The 17,163-nt window shown below is 71.5% G+C and carries 8 protein-coding genes; 7 read left to right on the plus strand and 1 reads right to left on the minus strand.

Features of this window, described 5'->3' with window-relative positions:
- Positions 1-113 precede the first annotated feature (113 nt).
- The 7 genes from ACFVKT_RS25335 to ACFVKT_RS25365 all read left to right on the plus strand — a co-directional run bounded on the left by ACFVKT_RS25335 (position 114) and on the right by ACFVKT_RS25365 (position 15,561).
- Positions 114-1,406, plus strand: coding sequence for an MFS transporter (locus ACFVKT_RS25335; protein ID WP_385735697.1), 1,293 nt, complete (start codon positions 114-116; stop codon positions 1,404-1,406).
- Positions 1,351-4,650, plus strand: coding sequence for a type I polyketide synthase (locus tag ACFVKT_RS25340; protein ID WP_385735202.1), 3,300 nt, complete (start codon positions 1,351-1,353; stop codon positions 4,648-4,650). Before ACFVKT_RS25335 ends, ACFVKT_RS25340 begins: the two co-directional genes overlap by 56 nt.
- Positions 4,647-10,193 carry a MupA/Atu3671 family FMN-dependent luciferase-like monooxygenase gene (locus ACFVKT_RS25345; protein ID WP_385735204.1) on the plus strand — a complete coding sequence of 1,849 codons (5,547 nt, stop codon included), beginning with the start codon at positions 4,647-4,649 and terminating at the stop codon, positions 10,191-10,193. Before ACFVKT_RS25340 ends, ACFVKT_RS25345 begins: the two co-directional genes overlap by 4 nt.
- Positions 10,190-11,515, plus strand: a complete 1,326-nt coding sequence (locus ACFVKT_RS25350; protein ID WP_385735206.1) for a M18 family aminopeptidase — start codon at positions 10,190-10,192, stop codon at positions 11,513-11,515. The genes ACFVKT_RS25345 and ACFVKT_RS25350 overlap by 4 nt, the downstream gene beginning before the upstream one ends.
- A gap of 61 nt (positions 11,516-11,576) precedes the next feature.
- Complete coding sequence (locus tag ACFVKT_RS25355) at positions 11,577-12,284, plus strand: thioesterase II family protein (RefSeq protein ID WP_385735208.1); 708 nt, start codon at positions 11,577-11,579, stop codon at positions 12,282-12,284.
- A gap of 11 nt (positions 12,285-12,295) precedes the next feature.
- Positions 12,296-14,260: a non-ribosomal peptide synthetase gene (locus ACFVKT_RS25360; RefSeq protein WP_385735210.1), complete on the plus strand. Its 1,965-nt coding sequence runs from the start codon at positions 12,296-12,298 to the stop codon at positions 14,258-14,260.
- On the plus strand, positions 14,257-15,561 hold the full coding sequence (locus ACFVKT_RS25365; RefSeq protein WP_385735212.1) for an argininosuccinate synthase-related protein: 1,305 nt from the start codon (positions 14,257-14,259) through the stop codon (positions 15,559-15,561). The genes ACFVKT_RS25360 and ACFVKT_RS25365 overlap by 4 nt, the downstream gene beginning before the upstream one ends.
- Before the next feature lie 23 nt (positions 15,562-15,584).
- Here the strand turns inward: ACFVKT_RS25365 and ACFVKT_RS25370 are convergent, their stop codons facing one another.
- Positions 15,585-17,078: a cellulose binding domain-containing protein gene (locus ACFVKT_RS25370; RefSeq protein ID WP_385735214.1), complete on the minus strand. Its 1,494-nt coding sequence runs from the start codon at positions 17,076-17,078 to the stop codon at positions 15,585-15,587.
- Positions 17,079-17,163: the final 85 nt, after the last annotated feature.

Genomic DNA, 17,163 nt, shown 5'->3' on the forward strand with positions numbered 1-17,163 from the left:
ACCATGTCCGGCTTTGTGCGACACGACCATGACGCGGGGCGGGTTCATTCGTGACGACCGGCACGGCAGCGCAAGGCGAACAGGCACTCAAGGAACAGCGGTACCGGATCCTGGTGGCCGGCTACGCGATCTCGTCGTACGGCACGTTCCTCAACATGGTGGCGCTCAACCTGTACGTGTACGCCGTGACGGGACGGGCGCTGGCCGTCGGCGTGTTCATGGCGGTGCGGCTGGCCGCGGGGTTCATCGCGGGACTGGTGGCCGGTACGGCGCTCGCCCGCTGGTCCGCCAAGTCGGTCATGCTCTGGGCCAACGTGGCCCAGGCCGCGGCACTGCTGCTCCTGATTGTGGCCCCGGACGGGCTCCACACGGTCTCGCTGTTCGTCGTCTCGGCGGTGGTCGGCTTCTCCGGCACCGTGTTCATCGTGGCGCTGCGCAGCTCTATTCCGGACATCGTGGGTGACGACCGCAAGACCTGGGCGAACTCCTTCATGGTCAGCGGGCGTTCGCTGGCCATGGTGGCCGGGTTCGCGTCGTCGGGTGTGGTGGTGTCACTGCTCGGCTACACGGCGGCCTTCCTGGTGGACATGGCCTCCTTCCTGGTCTGCGCGCTCACCGTCGCACTGCTCCCGCTCGCCCTCGGCCCCGGCGGGGAGACGACTGCCGACGTCGCACAGGACGTGGACACCGAGGGCAGGCGCCGGTTCCCCTCCCGTTTCCTCGCGCTGGGCGCGGCACCGGCGCTCGCTCTGATGGTGCTGCTGCGCGGCGTCGACGCCCTGGGCTCCTCCTCGCACAACGCGGCCCTGCCCGTGTACTCCACGGAAGTCGACGCCGACAACCCGGCCGTGTTCGTCAGTGTCTTCTGGTGCGTCTGGGCACTCGGCAACATCCTCGTGCAGCAGGTGTTGCAGCGGTACACCAGGCGGACAGGCCGCTCGGTCGGCGCCCTCGGCTTCGGGCTCGGCACCATCGCGATGTCGGGCGCCTTCATCCTCGCCTTCACCGGGCTTCCGTGGGCCGCGACGATCGCGATCGCGCTGCTGGCGGGGGCGGCCGACGGGCTCACCGAAGTGTCGTACACCTCGCACCTGCAGACCCTGCCGGGCCCGGTGCGCACCCATGCGTTCGGGACCTCGGCCACGGTGGAGAACCTCGGGTTCGGCGTCGGCATGATCGTGGTCGCCGCCGCCCTCGACTCCTTCACGGCGCTTTCGGTCGTCGGTGTCGCGCACGGTGTCGCCATCGCCGTCGCGCTGGTCTTCGTGGTCCGGGTGCTGCGGCAGCGAAGAGCGCGGGAGGTGGTGTCGGCAAGTGGGGGAGACAGCGGAAGCCGGAAGGAGGCAGACGATGCGGGACCGGCGCGTGGCGGTCGTCGGGATGGCGCTGAGGTTTCCGGGGGCTGAGACACCGGAGGAGTACTGGCGGGACATCCGGTCCGGTGTCTCGCATGTACGACGTTTCACCGACGCGGAGTTCGGGGCCGCCGGCCTCGACGAGGATCTCTACCGGGACCCGGAATTCACCGGAGCCAGTGCGCTGCTGTACGACGTCGACGGCTTCGACGCGCGGTTCTTCGGGATGAGCGGCCGCGAGTCCACCCTGACCGACCCTCAGCAGCGGCTGTTTCTCGAGTGCTGTCACCACGCGCTGGAGGACGCCGGGTATGCCGGTTCCGGGGAGCGGGTCGGGGTGTACGCAAGCGTCGGCTACCGCCTCTACTCCCTGCACAGCTATCTGGCCTCCAACATCGGCGAGTCGGCCCGCGGCGCCGACTGGAACGCCGTGAAGCAGATCCAGGTCGGCAACTACCCCGACTTCACCGCCAACCGGGCGGCGTTCCGGCTCGGTCTTGAGGGGCCCGCGGTGAACGTCGCGACGGCCTGTTCGAGCGCACTCGTCTCGGTCCATCTGGCCTGTCAGGCGCTCCTTGCGGGCGATGCGGAGGCGATGGTGGTTGGTTCCGCGGCGCTGCACCTGCCACAGGTCACCGGGCACCGGCACATGAAGGGCTCGACGATCTCCAGGAGCGGCGTGGTCCGGGCCTTCGACGCCGACGCGGACGGCACGGTCGGTGGCAACGGAGTGGCCGCCGTGGTGCTCAAGCCGCTGGCGAAGGCCCTCGCCGACGGCGACACCGTGCACGCGGTCGTGCTGGGCTCTGCGGTCACCAACGACGGTGCGGGCAAGGCCGGTTTCGCGGCTCCCGGGGTCGCCGGCCAGCGGGACGCGGTGCTCGGCGCACTGGAGCGCGCCGGGATCTCCGCCGAAGAGATCGGCTATCTGGAGGCGCACGGCACCGGCACCTACAAGGGCGATCCCATCGAGTTCGCCGCGCTCACCGAGGCCTTCCGCCGGCACACCGACCGCACCGGCTTCTGCGCGCTGGGCTCGACCAAGCCGGCCATCGGGCACCTGGACAGCGCCGCGGGCCTCGCCGGACTGATCAAGGCCATCCTGGTACTGCGCCACGGGGTCATTCCCCCGCTGGTGAACTTCACCCGGCCCAATCCCCGACTCGGCCTGGACGAGAGCCCGTTCACGCTGCCACGACGGTCCGCCGCATGGCCGTCGTCCGGCCCACGGCGGGCGGGCGTCCACTCCATCGGCATGGGCGGCACCAACACGCACGTGATTCTGGAGGAGGCCCCGGCAGCACCCGTACGGGCGGAGGGCGCTCCGGTGCCCGGTCTGCTGCCCCTGTCCGCGCAGAGCCCCGAGGCCCTTGAGGCGTACGCCCGTTCCTTCCGCGACGCCCTGGTGCGTGACCCGGACATCGCACCGGCCGACCTCCTGATGACGACCGCGCTCGGGCGTCGCCAGCTCTCCCGGCGACTGGTCGTCACCGCGCCCGCCGAGGGCTTGGTGGCCGCGCTCGACGCGTTCCTCGCGGATCCGCGGGGGATCCCCGACCTCCCGGGGAGGCCCTCTTTGACTGCTCCACGGACCACATCACGGGACAGCGCAGCGCCCACCGCCGCGTACCGCACGGGAACCGTGGACATCACGGCACCGGCGGCCTCGGCGGCGTACGTCTTCAGCGGACAGGGTGGCGGTCGTCCCGGCATGGCCGCGGCACTCGCCGGCCGGTTCCCCGTGGTGGCCGACGTGCTTGAGCAGTGCGCGCGCGTCCACGAGGAGGAGACCGGGGAGCGGCACTTCCTCGACCGGCTCGTCGGCGGGGCGGGCCCTCAGCAGTGGGACACCGCCTTCGCCCAGCCGGCGATCTACGCCTTCCAGGTCGCCCAGGCCGCGCTCTGGCGGCGGTTCGGGGTGTCCCCCGCCGTCGTCGCCGGGCACAGCGCCGGGGAGTTCGCCGCCCTGTGCGTCGCGGGAGCCCTGTCGGTGGCGGACGGCATGCGGCTGATGTGCCGCAGGGGCCGGCTCATGCGGGACACCGAACCCGGCGCGATGCTCGCGGTGTTCGCTCCGCTGGAGCGCGTACGCCAACTCCTCGACGAGAGCGACCCGTCCGGGTACGGGCGACTCGAACTCGCGGTGTCCAACGGGCCCTCCCATCATGTGGTCGCGGGCCGGCCCCAGGCCGTGGAAGCGGCTCGGACCTGGCTGGCCGGGCACGGGGTGGCGGCTGAGCCGCTCCCCGTCGACCGCGCCTTCCACACCGAGCTGCTCGACCCGGTGCTCGACGAGCTGCGCCTGGCCGTGGAGAAGACGGAACTACGCCCGGTGCAAGTGGCGTTCATCAGCGGACTCGACGGGGCGGTGCGGGCGCCGGGCTGGCTGCCGGATGCGGACTACCTCGTACGCCAGGCCCGGCAACCGGCCGATTTCCACGCCGTGTTGAACACGCTCGCGTCGGGCCATGCCCTGATCGAGCTGGGGCCCGGCGCACCGCTCACCGGCATGGTCCGCCGCGCGCTGCCGGGCACCCTCTGCGTGCCGACCCAGGGGCGCGGCTCCGGCACGGACGGGCTGTGGTCGGCGGTGGCCGCGCTGCACTGCGCCGGCGTGGGCATCGACTGGGCGGCGGTCCTCGAAGGATGCGGGGGGCGGCGGATCCCGCTCCCCAAGTATCCGTTCGAGCACCGGTCGTACTGGACCGGTCCACCGCCGCTTTCCCGCCCCCGCACCCGCCCAAGTCCCCGTCCGGCGGCGGACTCCGCACCCGCCGCGAGCGAAGGTTCCATGGAGGTTGGCATGACCGAACAGGCAGTCCTGGAACGGGTACTCGAGCTCACCTCGCAGCATCTCGGCTATCGCGTCGACGAGGTCGGCGCCGGGGACGCCTTTGTCGCGCTGGGCGCGGACTCGCTCCAACTCATCGGCATATTGCGGCAATTGGAGGGAGAGTTCGGGGTACGGGTCTCCGCCCAGGAGCTTCTCGAAGAGGCGCCGACGCCGGAGCTGACCGCCCGGCTGATCGCCTCGCGGGCGGGACGGGACCAGCCGGAGCCCGAGGCCACGGTGTACGTCGCGGCTCCGGCACCGGCTCCAGCGCCCGTCGAACCCGTTGCCGCCCCGGCCTCGCCGTCCCCGACGCCCTCCGCACCCCCCTCCACGGAATACGCCTCCCGCGCCGAAATCGCCGAACTGACCCGCCAGGTGAACCTGCTCGCCGAGACGCAGGCAGCCATGCTGACCCAGTTGTCCGAAGCGGTCGCCCTGCTCAGCGCCGAGCGCGCCCGGTGAGTACGTCCGCCGCCGACCGGGCCGCGGAACTCTCCCGGAGGCTCACCGGCCAACTCGCCGCGGCCAGGCAGCCCGCCGCAACGCCGCCCGAGTCACCCGCACTACACGGCCCCCAAGTCACCCTCCCCGAGGGCTCCGGCATGGTGGGCGACACCGCCACCGCCCGTCAGCGGTCCCACGCCGCCGAGCTCAGCCGCCGGCTGTCCGAGCGCACCCGTACGTCCAAGGAGCTGGCGCAGAGCCGGCGTTCCGTCCTCGCCGACAGCCGGGCCGTCGTCGGGTTCCGCCGGTCGACGAAGGAGACGCTGTACCCCCTCGCGGCGCGCTCGGCGCGCGGGGCGCGTCTGACGGACGTGGACGGCAACGACTACACCGACATCACGATGGGCTTCGGCGCGCTTCTCTTCGGCCACGAGCCGGAGTTCGTCACGCGGGCCGTGCACGAACACCTCGCCCAGGGGCTGCGGTTCGGCCCCCGCCCCGTGGAGGCGGGTGAAGTCGCCCAACTGCTGGCCGACTTGACCGGCATGGAACGGGTGGCGTTCGCCAACTCCGGTACCGAGGCGAACTCCGCCGCCATCCGGCTGGCCCGCGCCGCCACCGGACGCGACCGCATCGTCATGTTCCGCGGGTCCTACCACGGCCACATCGACTCCGTGCTCGGCCGTCCCGGCCCGGACGCCGGGCGCTCGGTGCCCGTATCGCGCGGCATCCCGGACAGCGCCGTCTCGGAACTGATCGTCCTCGAATACGGCAGCCAGGAGGCCCTGGAGACCATCGACGCGCTCGGCGACACCATCGCCGCGGTCCTGGTCGAGCCGGTCCAGTGCCGCAACCCCGCCCTGCGCCCGGTCGACTTCCTGCGCGGCCTGCGCGAACTCACCCGGCGGCGCGGCATCGTGCTGCTCTTCGACGAGATGCTCACCGGGCTGCGCCCGCATCCGCGCGGCGCACAGCACCACTTCGGGGTCGTCCCCGACCTCGCCACCTACGGCAAGGCGCTCGGCAGCGGCTTCCCGATCGGCGCCGTCGCGGGCCGCGCCGACATCCTGGACGGCGTCGACGGCGGTTTCTGGCGGTACGGCGACGACAGCCGCCCCGAGGCCGAGACCACGTTCTTCGGCGGCACGTATATGCAGCACCCGCTGTCCATGGCGGCGGCCAAGGCGGTGCTGACCCACCTCACCGCCGAAGGCCCGGGTCTCCAGGAACGGCTCAACGCCCGCACGGACGCCCTCGCCACCGACCTGAACGCGTTCTTCGGAGCCGAGGAATTCCCCCTGGAACTCCGCCACTTCGGGTCGATGTTCCGGTTCACGGCCCGCGCCGACATGGAGCTGCTCTACCAACACCTCCTGCTGCGCGGCATCTACGTGTGGGAGTGGCGCAGCTTCTATCTCTCCACCGCCCACACCGACAACGACATCGAACGGGTCTCGGACGCGGTGAAGGACTCCCTGCGCGCCCTGCGCCAGGGCGGTTTCCTCCCGGCGCCCCGCCCACGCGCACCGAAGCCGAAGCCACGGTCCGCGCGCCCCCGCCCGGCCCCCGACTTCGGCGTGTACTTCTTCGGCGACTATCCGGACGCGACCACCGCCCGCCAGGGCACTCGGCCGGCCGACTCCTACGAGCAGATCGTCGAGACGGCCCGTTTCGCCGACGAGCGCGGCTTCAGCTCCCTCTGGATACCGGAGCGCCATTTCCATTCCTTCGGCGGCCTCTTCCCCAACCCGTCCGTGCTCGCCGCCGCGCTGGCCCGGGAGACCAGCCGCATCCGGCTGAACGCCGGTTCCGTCGTACTGCCGCTGCACGATCCGGTGCGCGTCGCCGAGGAGTGGTCGGTCGTCGACAACCTGTCGGGCGGCCGGGTCGGCATCGGCTGCGCCACCGGCTGGCACGCGGGGGACTTCGCCCTCCACCCGGACCGCTTCACGGACCGCAAGGAGATCGGCCTCGCCCACCTCGACGACGTACGGACGCTGTGGGCCGGCGGCACCCTGCGGCGCGACACCGGAGACGGCGCGGTGACGGACGTACGGATCCATCCCGCTCCCGTGCAGAACATGGCGCCGATGTACCTGGCCACCTCGCGCCGTCGCGAGTCGTACGAGGAAGCGGCGCGGCGCGATCTGGGCATCGTCACCAATCTGATGAACCAGACGGTCGCCGAGCTCGCGGGGAACATCGCCGCCTACCGCGAGGCCCGTGGGAGGCACGGCCTCGACCCCGACGCGGGCCGGGTCACCGTACTCCTGCACACCTATCTCGGCGAGGACCACGCCACCGCGCGTGCGCAGGCGCTGGAGCCGATGAGCCGCTACTTGCGCTCCTCGCTGCAGATGCGGTCCGCGGCGGGCGCACTCGGCGCCGGCCCGCAGGACGTGGCCACGGCGCGCGACGAGGACCTGGACCACCTCTTCCGGCGGGCCTACGACCGCTACTGCGACGAGCGGGCCCTGATCGGCACGGTCGGCACGTGCTCCCCGGTGGTCGACGCGTTGCGCGAGGCGGGCGTCGACGAGATCGCCGCACTCGTCGACTTCGGCATGCCCGCCGGCCTGATGCGCTCCGGGCTCGAACACCTCGACGCTCTGCGAGAGCGCCACCACCCCGCCGCCGGCGACATCTCCGGACCCGCGACCGACGCCCAGCGGCGGCTCTGGCTAGCCTCCCAGCTCATCGGCGACCGGGCCGCGTACAACGAGGTCCAGGCGGTGCGGCTGCGCGGCCCGCTGGACGAGGCGGCGCTGACCGCCGCCGTGGCGGGGCTCGTCGCACGGCACGCGGCACTGCGGACCGTGTTCCGGGCGGGCGGCGCGGACGAGACCGTGCGGCAGGTCGTACGGGGCGACCTGGACGTTCCACTCCAGGTGACCGACGCCCGGGGGCAGGAGGCCGATGCGGCTGTCGCGGCGGTTCTGGCGGAGGAGAGCGCGCGGCCGTACGACCTGGCCGACGGGCCGTTGTTCACGCCGCGGCTGCTGACGCTCGCCGAGGACGACCATGTCCTGTTGTTCGGCCTGCACCATCTCATCACCGACGCGCATTCCGCCGGGATTCTCGCGGCGGACCTGGAGGAGTTCTACAAGGCCGCGGTCGAGGGGTGTCCCGCGCGGTTCCCGGCGCCCGCCGGCAGCACGGTGGGCGCCGCCGAACCCGACCGGGACCCGGCGGATCTGGAGTGGTGGAGGACCTACCTCACCCCGCTGCCGCCCGTGCCCGCGCTGCCCGCCGACCGGCCGCGTGGCCGCCGGGTGTCCGGCAGCGGCGCGGCCGCCGAGATCCGCCTCGACGGCGCGCGTACCGTCGGGCTCCAGCAGTGGAGCGGCAGGCAGGGCGTCACGCTCTTCGCCACGCTCCTCACCGCCTGGCAGTTGGTGCTGCGCGAGCGCTCGGGGCAGGACGAGTTCCTCGTCGGTTCGACCTTCGGCCGGCGCACGCCGGGGACCGACGGCACCGTCGGTTTCCATGTCACCGTGCTGCCGCTGCGGGCGTCCCTGACGGAGACGACATCCCTCACCGCCGCCGTACGGGCCACCCGTGACGCCCTGTTCGCGGCGGACGCGCACCAGTACGTCGACATCGACACACTGCTCGCCGACCTCAACCCCGACCGCGGCAACCCAAGGCCGCTGATCACCGTGTCGGCCGACCTCGACACCGCGCCGCTGACCCGGCTCGCGCTCCCGGGGCTGCGCGCCGAGGAGGTCGACGGAGGTACCGAATCGGCGCCGCTGGAAATGGCGTTGATGGTCGTACGGAGCGGCACCGGAGGTCTGCGGCTGCGCATCCGCTACGACGCGGACCTCTTCGACGAGGGCACGGTTCGGGGGTATCTGGCCGGCCTCGACCGCGTTCTCGGTGCCATGACGGGCGGTGGCTCGGAGCTGGTGGGGGACATCTCCGCTCCCCAGGGAACGCTGCGCAGCGTCTGGCAGTCGGTCCTCGGGGTCGACGCGATAGCCGACGACGCCAACTTCTTCGAGCTGGGCGGCAGTTCGATCGCGGCGATCCGGCTCGTCAACCGGGTGCGTGAGGTGCTGGGCGGCGAAGTCGCGCTGGCGGACTTCTTCGCGGAAGCGACCTTGAACGCGATGGCCCGCCAATTGGGCGGCGGCAAAGGGGGCTTGGCGGTGGTATCCGGCACCGCCGCCGCTCCGGGCGGCGGCGAGATCGTCGACCGGGCCAGGGTGAGTGACCAGCAGGACCGGATGATCGCCGCCCACTACTCCGTACCGCAGGCCCAGGTCTGGAACGTACCGACCAGGATCCGGTTCCGGGGAGCCCTCTCCCCCGACGCACTGCGCTCGGCGCTCACCGAACTGACTCGGCGTCACCAGAGCCTGCGGACACGCTTCGTGAAGGATGAAGCGGACGGGGAGGACGTCTGGTGGCAGGAGGTGACGGCCGAGCGGCCGGTGCGCCTCCAGGTCGACGACCTCACCCGGCTCGCTCCCGAGAGGCGCCTCGCGCGGGCCGGCAAGGTGCGCCGCGACCTGGCCGGGACGCCGATCGACATCACCCGTTCGACGCTGGCCCCACCGAGGCTGCTGCGGCTCGCGGAGGACGAATGGGAGCTGATGTTCGTCCTGCACCACATCTGCGCCGACGGCTGGGCCCACTCGCTGCTCATGTCGGAACTCGCCGAGCTGTACCGGGCCGCCGCGGCCGGCACCGCGCACACGCTCGACGCACCGTCGGGCCAGCCCACCGACCACGCCCGCCGCCAACTGGCGGAGAAGGACCCTGACACCGAGGCACGCCGGGCCGCGTACTGCGCCGCCTACCTCCAAGGAGTGCCCGTCCGGCTCGACATGCCCACGGACCGCCCCCGGCCGGAGAAGCTCAGCGGCGACGGGGACACGGTGCGCGGCGTGGGATCCGGTGAACTCCGTACGGTGCTGGAGGAGTTCGCGGCCGAGCGGCGCGTCACTCCGTTCGCGGTCACGCTGGCGGGCCTCGGGGTCCACCTCGCCCGGCTCTCCGGCGAACGGGACGTACTGCTGAGTGTCCCGTACGCCAATCGCGAGGGCCCGGAATGGGAGTCGCTGGTCGCGATGACCAGTACGTCCGTCATGGTCCGGGTCCGTATCGATCCCGCCGAGAGCTTCGGCGAACTCGTGGCGCGCACCGGCGCGGAGGCGCTCGCAGTGCTGGCGAACGTCCTGCCCACCACGCGGATCCTTCAGGCCATGCGCGACAGCGGCGCCACCGAGGTCCCCGACCGGGTGCCGTACATCCTGGCCTTCCAGAACTACCCCGACACCGACATCGAGATCCCCGGGCTCGACGTGGAGGTGACGGACCTGGCGCCGCCGGTGGCCCGCGGGGAACTGTGCTTCGGCATCTCACCGCGCCGTGATCCGAGCCTCGGATACCGGACCTTCCTGGAGTACTCGGCCGACCTGTGGGACAGGAAGACGGCGGAGGACCTCCTCGCCTCCTACATCACGCTGCTCGACGACCTGTGCGCACACCCCGACCGCCGTGTCGCGACGGCACTCACCCCACACGCCACACCCCGAAAGGCAGACTCCGAGTGACCATCTCCACCCCGATCTCCGCCCCCACCGACCAGGGCCACAACGAGGACCTGCTCGCCTTCCTCTGGGACAGCCCCTCGCCGTACCACGCCGTGGCCCAGGCCGCGCGCCGCCTGGAGAAGGCGGGCTTCACGGAGTTGCTGGAGACCGAGGAGTGGGCCGGGCACAGCGGGGGCGTCTTCATCACCCGTGCCGGCGCTTTGATCGCGTGGTACGTGCCCGAGGGCGCGCCCGCCCACACCCCCTTCAGGATCGTCGGAGCGCACACCGACTCCCCCAACCTGCGGGTCAAGCCGACGCCCGACACCGCGTCCGCGGGCTGGCGGCAGATCGCCGTGGAGATCTACGGCGGGGTGCCACTCAACACCTGGCTCGACCGGGACCTGGGTATCTCGGGGCGGCTCTCCCTGCGTGACGGCAGCTCGGTCCTCGTAAAGATCGACGAACCGCTGTTCCGCGTACCGCAGTTGGCGATCCATCTGGACCGCTCGGCCAACGAGGGCCTCTCGCTCGACCGGCAGCGCCAGACCCAGCCGATCTGGTCCCTGGGCGAGCGGGAACAGGGCGCGCTGCTGCGCAGGGTCGCGGCCGAAGCGGACCTGGAGGCCGCGGAGGTCCTCGGCTGGGACCTGATGCTGCACGACATCCAGGCACCCGGACACCTGGGCGCGGAGCGCGAGTTCCTGGTGTCCGCACGCATGGACAACCTGGTGTCCGTGCACGCGGGCGTCACGGCGCTCACGGCGGCGGCCGAGGCGTGGTCGCACGGCGCCGGTCCCTCGGCCGGTCCCCGGATCCCGGTGCTCGCCGCCTTCGACCACGAGGAGTGCGGCAGCGGCTCCGAGACCGGCGCCCAGAGCCCGTTGCTGGAGCGTGTGCTGAGCCGCTCGGTGGCAGGCCGGGGCGGCAGCGGTGAGGACTGGTCGCGGGCGATGGCGGGCGCGTTCTGCGTGTCCGCCGACATGTCCCACGCCGTGCACCCCAACTACAGCGAGCGGCACGACCCGGACAACCATCCGCTGCCCAACGGCGGTCCCGTGGTGAAGGTCAACGTCAACCAGCGGTACGCCACCGACGGCACCGGCTTCGCCGTCTTCGTGGCCGCCTGCGAGCGCGCCGGAGTGCCGTGGCAGCGGTTCGTCTCCAACAACGCGATGGCCTCCGGCACTTCGATCGGCCCGATCACCGCGGCCCGGCTGGGCGTGACGACGGTCGACGTGGGCGTGCCCGGCCTGTCCATGCACTCCGCGCGCGAACTGGTCGGCGCCAGGGATCCCGGCCATCTGGCCCGCGCGCTCACCGAGTTCGTCACGGCGGGCTGACGACGTGGCCGCGAAAAACGTCGTACTCAGGGGCGCTGCCCCACAGGAGGCGTCACTGCGCGTGGTGATCATTCCGCACGCCGGTGCCGGGGCGGCGAGTGGTCTGGCCTTCGCGGAGCATGCTCCGCCCGAGTGGCTGGTGGCGACAGTCCGCCTGCCGGGCCGGGAGTCCCGCATCCGGGAGAGCGTCCCGGATCTGCCCGGCCTGGTGGCGGACGTCGTGGCGACGGTCCGTTCCCTGCCGGATCCCGGCACGGCCCCGCTGATCGTCGTCGGGGTGTGCTCCGGCGCGATCATCGGCCTTGAGGTGGTGCGGGAGCTTTTGCGTGACCGTGAGGGCAGCGGTGATGTCGCGGGCCTGGTGGTCGTCTCGCAGTGGGCCGTCAACGAGAAGCCCGATCCCGGACGCCGGCTGCTGCGCGACACCGACGACATGGACCAAGTGCTGGACATTCTGCAGGAGTTCGGCGGCGTCCCGGCGTCCGTCTCCGCCAGCCGGGAGATGCTCCAGCTCGTCCTGCCGGGCATCGTGGCGGACATGCGTGCCGTCGAGGACTACTCGTCGGATCCGGAGCCGCTCCTCACCTGCCCGCTCCTCACCGTGTTCGGGGACGAGGACCACCTGTGCCCCGACGAACGGACCGCCGACTGGTCCCTGTTCAGCGAGAACACCCGCAGTGCCTGGGTGCCGGGCGGTCACCTGCTCCTTGCGGAGAACCCCGCCCTGCTCGTGGACGCCCTTGCCGGCAATCTCGACCAGTTCGCGTGAGGACCACTTCGATGACGACGGCCGCATTCGACGCGCACCACCGGATCGACGCCCACAACCGGATCGATGCCCTCCTGCTGGAGCGGTGGGACCGCGACCCGGATCTCCCCGCGCTGGTGTCCGGCGAAACCGTGCTGACCATGGGCGAGTTGAAGGACCGGGTCCTGCGGGCCGCCGCCGCGCTGCGCACGCGAGGTGTGGGGCCCGGGGACCGCGTCGTCGTCCACCACGAGCGGTCCGTCGAATTCGTGGTCGCCATGCTGGGCGTGGTGTTCGCGGGCGCCGCCCACGCGGCGATCGACGTCCACGACCCACTCCGGCGGACCCTCCGTACGATCGACGACTGCGCCCCTCGGGCCCTGCTGACCAGCACCGCGCTGCGCTCGCGGTTCACGGGGGTACCGGGCTTCGTGGTGGTCACGGACGACGAGTACGCCGTACGACAGCCGATGTCTCCTTCGCCACCGGTGGCCGCGTCGGACACGGAGGACGAGGACGCCGTACGACGGCCGGCGCCCCCTCCCTCGCCGGTGAGCGCCTCCTGTGACGACCCCGCGGTCGTCATCTACACGTCCGGTTCCACGGGCCGTCCCAAGGCCTCGCTGATCAGTCATCGCGCCCTCGTCTCACGGCTGTTGGCGTTGCAGGCCTCGCACCGCATGGACGAGCACGACCGGATGATCCATCACACGGTGTGCAGCTTCGACATGTATCTCTGCGAGCTGTACTGGCCGTTGCTTGCCGGAGCCACGGTCGTCATCGCGGCGCCGGGCCGGCAGCGCGACGCGGACTATCTCGCCGAGCTGATCCGGGACCACCGGATCACGACGTTCTACTGCGTGGTGTCCCTGCTCGAACTCTTCCTGCTGACCCGCGATCCGGCGGAGCGGTACGACGGCATCCGACAGGTGCTCACCGGCGGGGAGTCGCTCAGTCCCGAGCTGGTCAGGCGGTTCCACGCGCGTTCCACCGCCTCGCTCACCAATCTGTACGGCCCCAGCGAGTGCACCATCTACTGCACCGCGTGGGTGTGCCCGCGCGACCCCGGCCTCGACACGGTGCTGATCGGTTCGGCCATCCAGGACACCGAGTTGTGGATTCTCGACGAGACGGGCGCCCCGGTGGCCGACGGGGAAGCGGGCGAACTCCACATCGGCGGCGCGGGCCTCGCCCTGGGCTATCTGCACCGGCCCGAGCTCACGGCGGAGCGCTTCATCACCGCGCCGGCGGTGAGCCCGGACAGCCGTCTCTACCGGTCCGGTGACCTGGTCAGGGCCCGTCCCGACGGCGCGCTGGAATTCCTCGGCCGCGTCGACCGCCAGGTGAAGATCCGGGGCATCCGTATCGAGCTGGGCGAGATCGAGGCAACTGCCGCACGCTGCAAGGGAGTCAGACAGGCGGCGGTCGTCGCCCACGGAGCGGGGTACGAGCGGCGGCTCGCCGCATACGTGGTGGCCGAGGAGGGCGCGGCGGCCGTGGAACTGCCCGCGGTCGTACGCCGGACTCTGCGCACCTGGCTTCCGCCCCACATGGTGCCGACGGCCATCGAGGCTGTCGACAGCCTGCCGTTGACGGCCAACGGCAAGCTGGACCGGCTGCTCCTCGAAGAATGGACGGCACAGCGGACGGCCGCTCCGGTATCCGCCGCGGTGGCTCACGGCACCGTCGTGACAGCGGTCGGTGCGGACGTGGAGAGCGTCGTGTCCGAGGTGTGGTGCGAGGCACTCGGGACGGCCTGCGTCGGCCGCGACGACGACTTCTTCGAGCTGGGCGGCGACTCCTTCAAGGTGGTCCACGTGGTCGAGACCCTGCGCCAACGGCTGGGGGCGGACATTCCACTGGCCGCGCTGCTGCACGAGCCGACGGTGGCGGGTTTCACCACCGAGCTGCGGCGCCTCATGGGTATGGATACGGACATAGACACCGACACCGACATGGACATGGACATGGACATGGATCAGGAGTCCGCGAGTTGAACCCTTCCGGATCGACCTCTTCCGGATCAACCCCCTTCGGATCGGCCCACCTCAGGGCCAACCCCCGCGTCGGCAGCCCCCTCGTCGGCAATCCCCTCGGAGACCGCCCCCGCCCCGGGCCTCCGGGCCGCCTCATCCGGTCCTTCGCCGATCTCACGTCCGAGCGGTTCGACCGGGGCCGTCCCGTGGTCACGCTCTTCAGCGGCGGTCTGGACAGCAGTTACCTCCTCCACCGGCTGGCGAAGGCCGGATTCACCGACATCCATGCGGTGAGCGTCGACCTGGGCGCCGCCGAGGCCCCGGAGGACCTGCGGCTCGTCACCGACCGGCTCTCCGTGCGCCTGCATGTCGTCGACGGACGGCGGCAGTTCGCCGACGAGTACGTCCGCCCCGCGATCGCCGCGCAGGCCGTCTACCTGGACACCCATCCCGTCAGCTCGTCGCTCAGCAGGCCCCTCATCGCGAAGCTGGCCATGGACATCGCGGTCGGCCTCGGGGCCTGGGGAGTGCTGCACACGGCCAACCGCTCGCAGAACACCCTGCGCAGGCTGAACGGGGCTCTGGGACTTCTGGGCTATCAGGGTCACTACGGCAGCCCGTACGACCTCGACCCGGTGGATCGTGACCGCAAGGCCAGGGAGCTGGCGGAGATCGGGCTCGTCCACATGAGCAACAGGGTCGCCAGCATCGACGCGAACCTGTGGTGCCGGGAGTTCGAGTCCGGGGTGCTCGACGATCCCGAGGAGCACACCGTTCCGGAGCATCTGTACCGCTGGAGCGTGCGGGACGAGGGGGTCCCGGACGAGACGGTCGAGATCGGTTTCATCGAGGGGGTGCCCGTCTCCGTCGACGGCACACACCTCCCGCTGCACCACCTGGTCGACCGGCTCAACCGCCGGGCGGGCGCCCATGGAATCGGCCGCTACAGCGGGCTCGAACATCTCCCCGGCGGTCAGAAAGTGCTCGAACTCCGCGAGATGCCGGCCGCCGCGCTGCTCCTGAAGACCTATCGCCACCTCGAAACGGCGACGCTGGACGCCGAGACCGTCCGGGAGAAGATGCACATCGAACAGATCTGGGTGCGCGAGGCGCTCGAAGGGCGCTGGTTCGGAGAACTGCGGCAGGCGAGCCAGTCGTTCGTGGAATCCTGTGCCGCCCGGGTGACGGGAACCGTACGTTGGCGTCTGAGGCCGGGCTCGGCGGACACCCTGTCCATCGTCGCCGCCTCTCCCCGCTATGTGCGCAGCCGCGAGGACTGGGAAAGGGAGTCGATCCGCGCCGACGGTCCGGTGGGCCTCTAGAGGCCGGCCGGTAGACAGGAGGGTCAGCTCTCGGTCGTACAGTTCGCGCCGTTCAGCGTGAAATCGTCCGGGACCGAGTTGGCGTCCTGCCAGGAGCCGAGGAAGCCGACGGTGAAGGCGGCGCCCGCCGCGACGGCCCTGTTGTAGTCGGCGGCGGTGGCGGTCACCCGGGAGGCCTGCTGGGAGAAGGTGCCGTCCCACATCTGGGTGACGCTCTGTCCGTCGGCGAAGGTCCAGGAGACCCGCCAGGTGGCGAGGGCCTTGGTGGAGGTGACGGTGACGGTGGCCTGGAAGCCGTCCTCCCACTCGCTGGCGATCCGGTACCGCACCTCGCAGGTCGGCGCGGCGCTCTTCGTGGGTTCCGCCGCCTTCTGCGTGACGTCGGCGGTGGACGAGGGCTTGCCCTGGGCTTCGGTATCGGGATTCGGGGTCGTGGCGGATTCGGGAGCCGACTCCGAGGGATCGGGCGACGCCGAAGCACTTGAGGGACGGGCGGTGGCCGACGGGAGCACGGTTCCCGGGTCCACCGCGGGCAGTTCGTTCCCCGACTCGCCGCCCGCTGTCGTGGTGCCGCCCCCCGCCGCACTGTCGAAGGGCATCAGCGAGACCGTGAGCGCCAGCGCGGAGACGATGACGGCCGTGACCAGGAGCGCGGTCCGGCCGATCCGGGGCACGGCGAGCCTGCTCTCGGTGATGCCCGTGTCCCCGGTCACGTCCCGACGGCCGCCCAGCAGACCCGCGTCCGCCGCCCGGCGGCGGCGCTCCAGATACGCGAGGCCGCCCCAGCCGATCACCCCGCTCGCGAGCGCGGAGGGCAGCCCGCCGCCGTGCAGCCGCAGACAGGCCGCCGCCTCGGCGCACTCCACACAGCGCGAGAGATGCCACGAGAGATCCTCCGGCGTCTCGGCGCCGGGCGAGCGGGTCACCGCGTCGAGGAGCCGGGCGTAGCTGCGGCAGTTGGCGTCCATCGGGGTGTCGAGGTGGTTGCGATGGCAACGGTCCCTGAACAGCGCTCGTACCTGGGCGAGTTCCTCGGCCGCGGCGGCCGGGTCGAGGCCGAGCCGTCGGGCCACCGCCGGCAGCGGCAGCGCCTCGACCTCGGCCAGCCACAGGAGTGCCGCGTCCGGTTCCTGCATGTCCCGAAGGCCACGCAGCGCCAGTGGGCGGTGCAGCGGCGGTCCCGTATAGCGGGCCGCCTTCTCGGAGTTGAGCCACAGCCGGAGTTCGGGGTCGAGCCGGTGGCCCTGCCCGTACTGCTCCCAGGCGGCGGCCGTGGTCCGAACCGACGTCAGCAGCAAGGGAATCCGGGGCAGCCGGGCCGTCCTGCGGCCGGCACCCTTCGCTCCGGAACCACTGGCGCGCGACTCACGGATGCCATGGGTGAACGCCTCCGTCGCCAGTTGTGTGGCCGCGGCGGACCCGGACGTGCACAGATCGGCGTACGAGAGGACCACGTCCCAGCACTCCGAGAACAGTGCGGCCTCGGCGGCGTCCTGAGGGGTCGGCAGGTCGGGCATCGGTGGCTCCTGCGTCAACTGCGTCCATCTGCCAAGTCATGAAATGCAATGTCAACTCGTGCGTTGTGCAAAGGAGTTGGGGGCC

The sequence above is a fragment of the Streptomyces sp. NPDC127595 genome (assembly GCF_042671685.1).
GTDB lineage: Bacteria > Actinomycetota > Actinomycetes > Streptomycetales > Streptomycetaceae > Streptomyces.

Bases quoted from the DNA above. Each gene is read 5' to 3' on its own strand.
- ACFVKT_RS25370 (WP_385735214.1), bottom strand. From the start codon at position 17,078: ATGCCCGACCTGCCGACCCCTCAGGACGCCGCCGAGGCCGCACTGTTC.
- ACFVKT_RS25360 (WP_385735210.1), top strand. From the start codon at position 12,296: ATGACGACGGCCGCATTCGACGCGCACCACCGGATCGACGCCCACAAC.
- ACFVKT_RS25340 (WP_385735202.1), top strand. From the start codon at position 1,351: ATGCGGGACCGGCGCGTGGCGGTCGTCGGGATGGCGCTGAGGTTTCCG.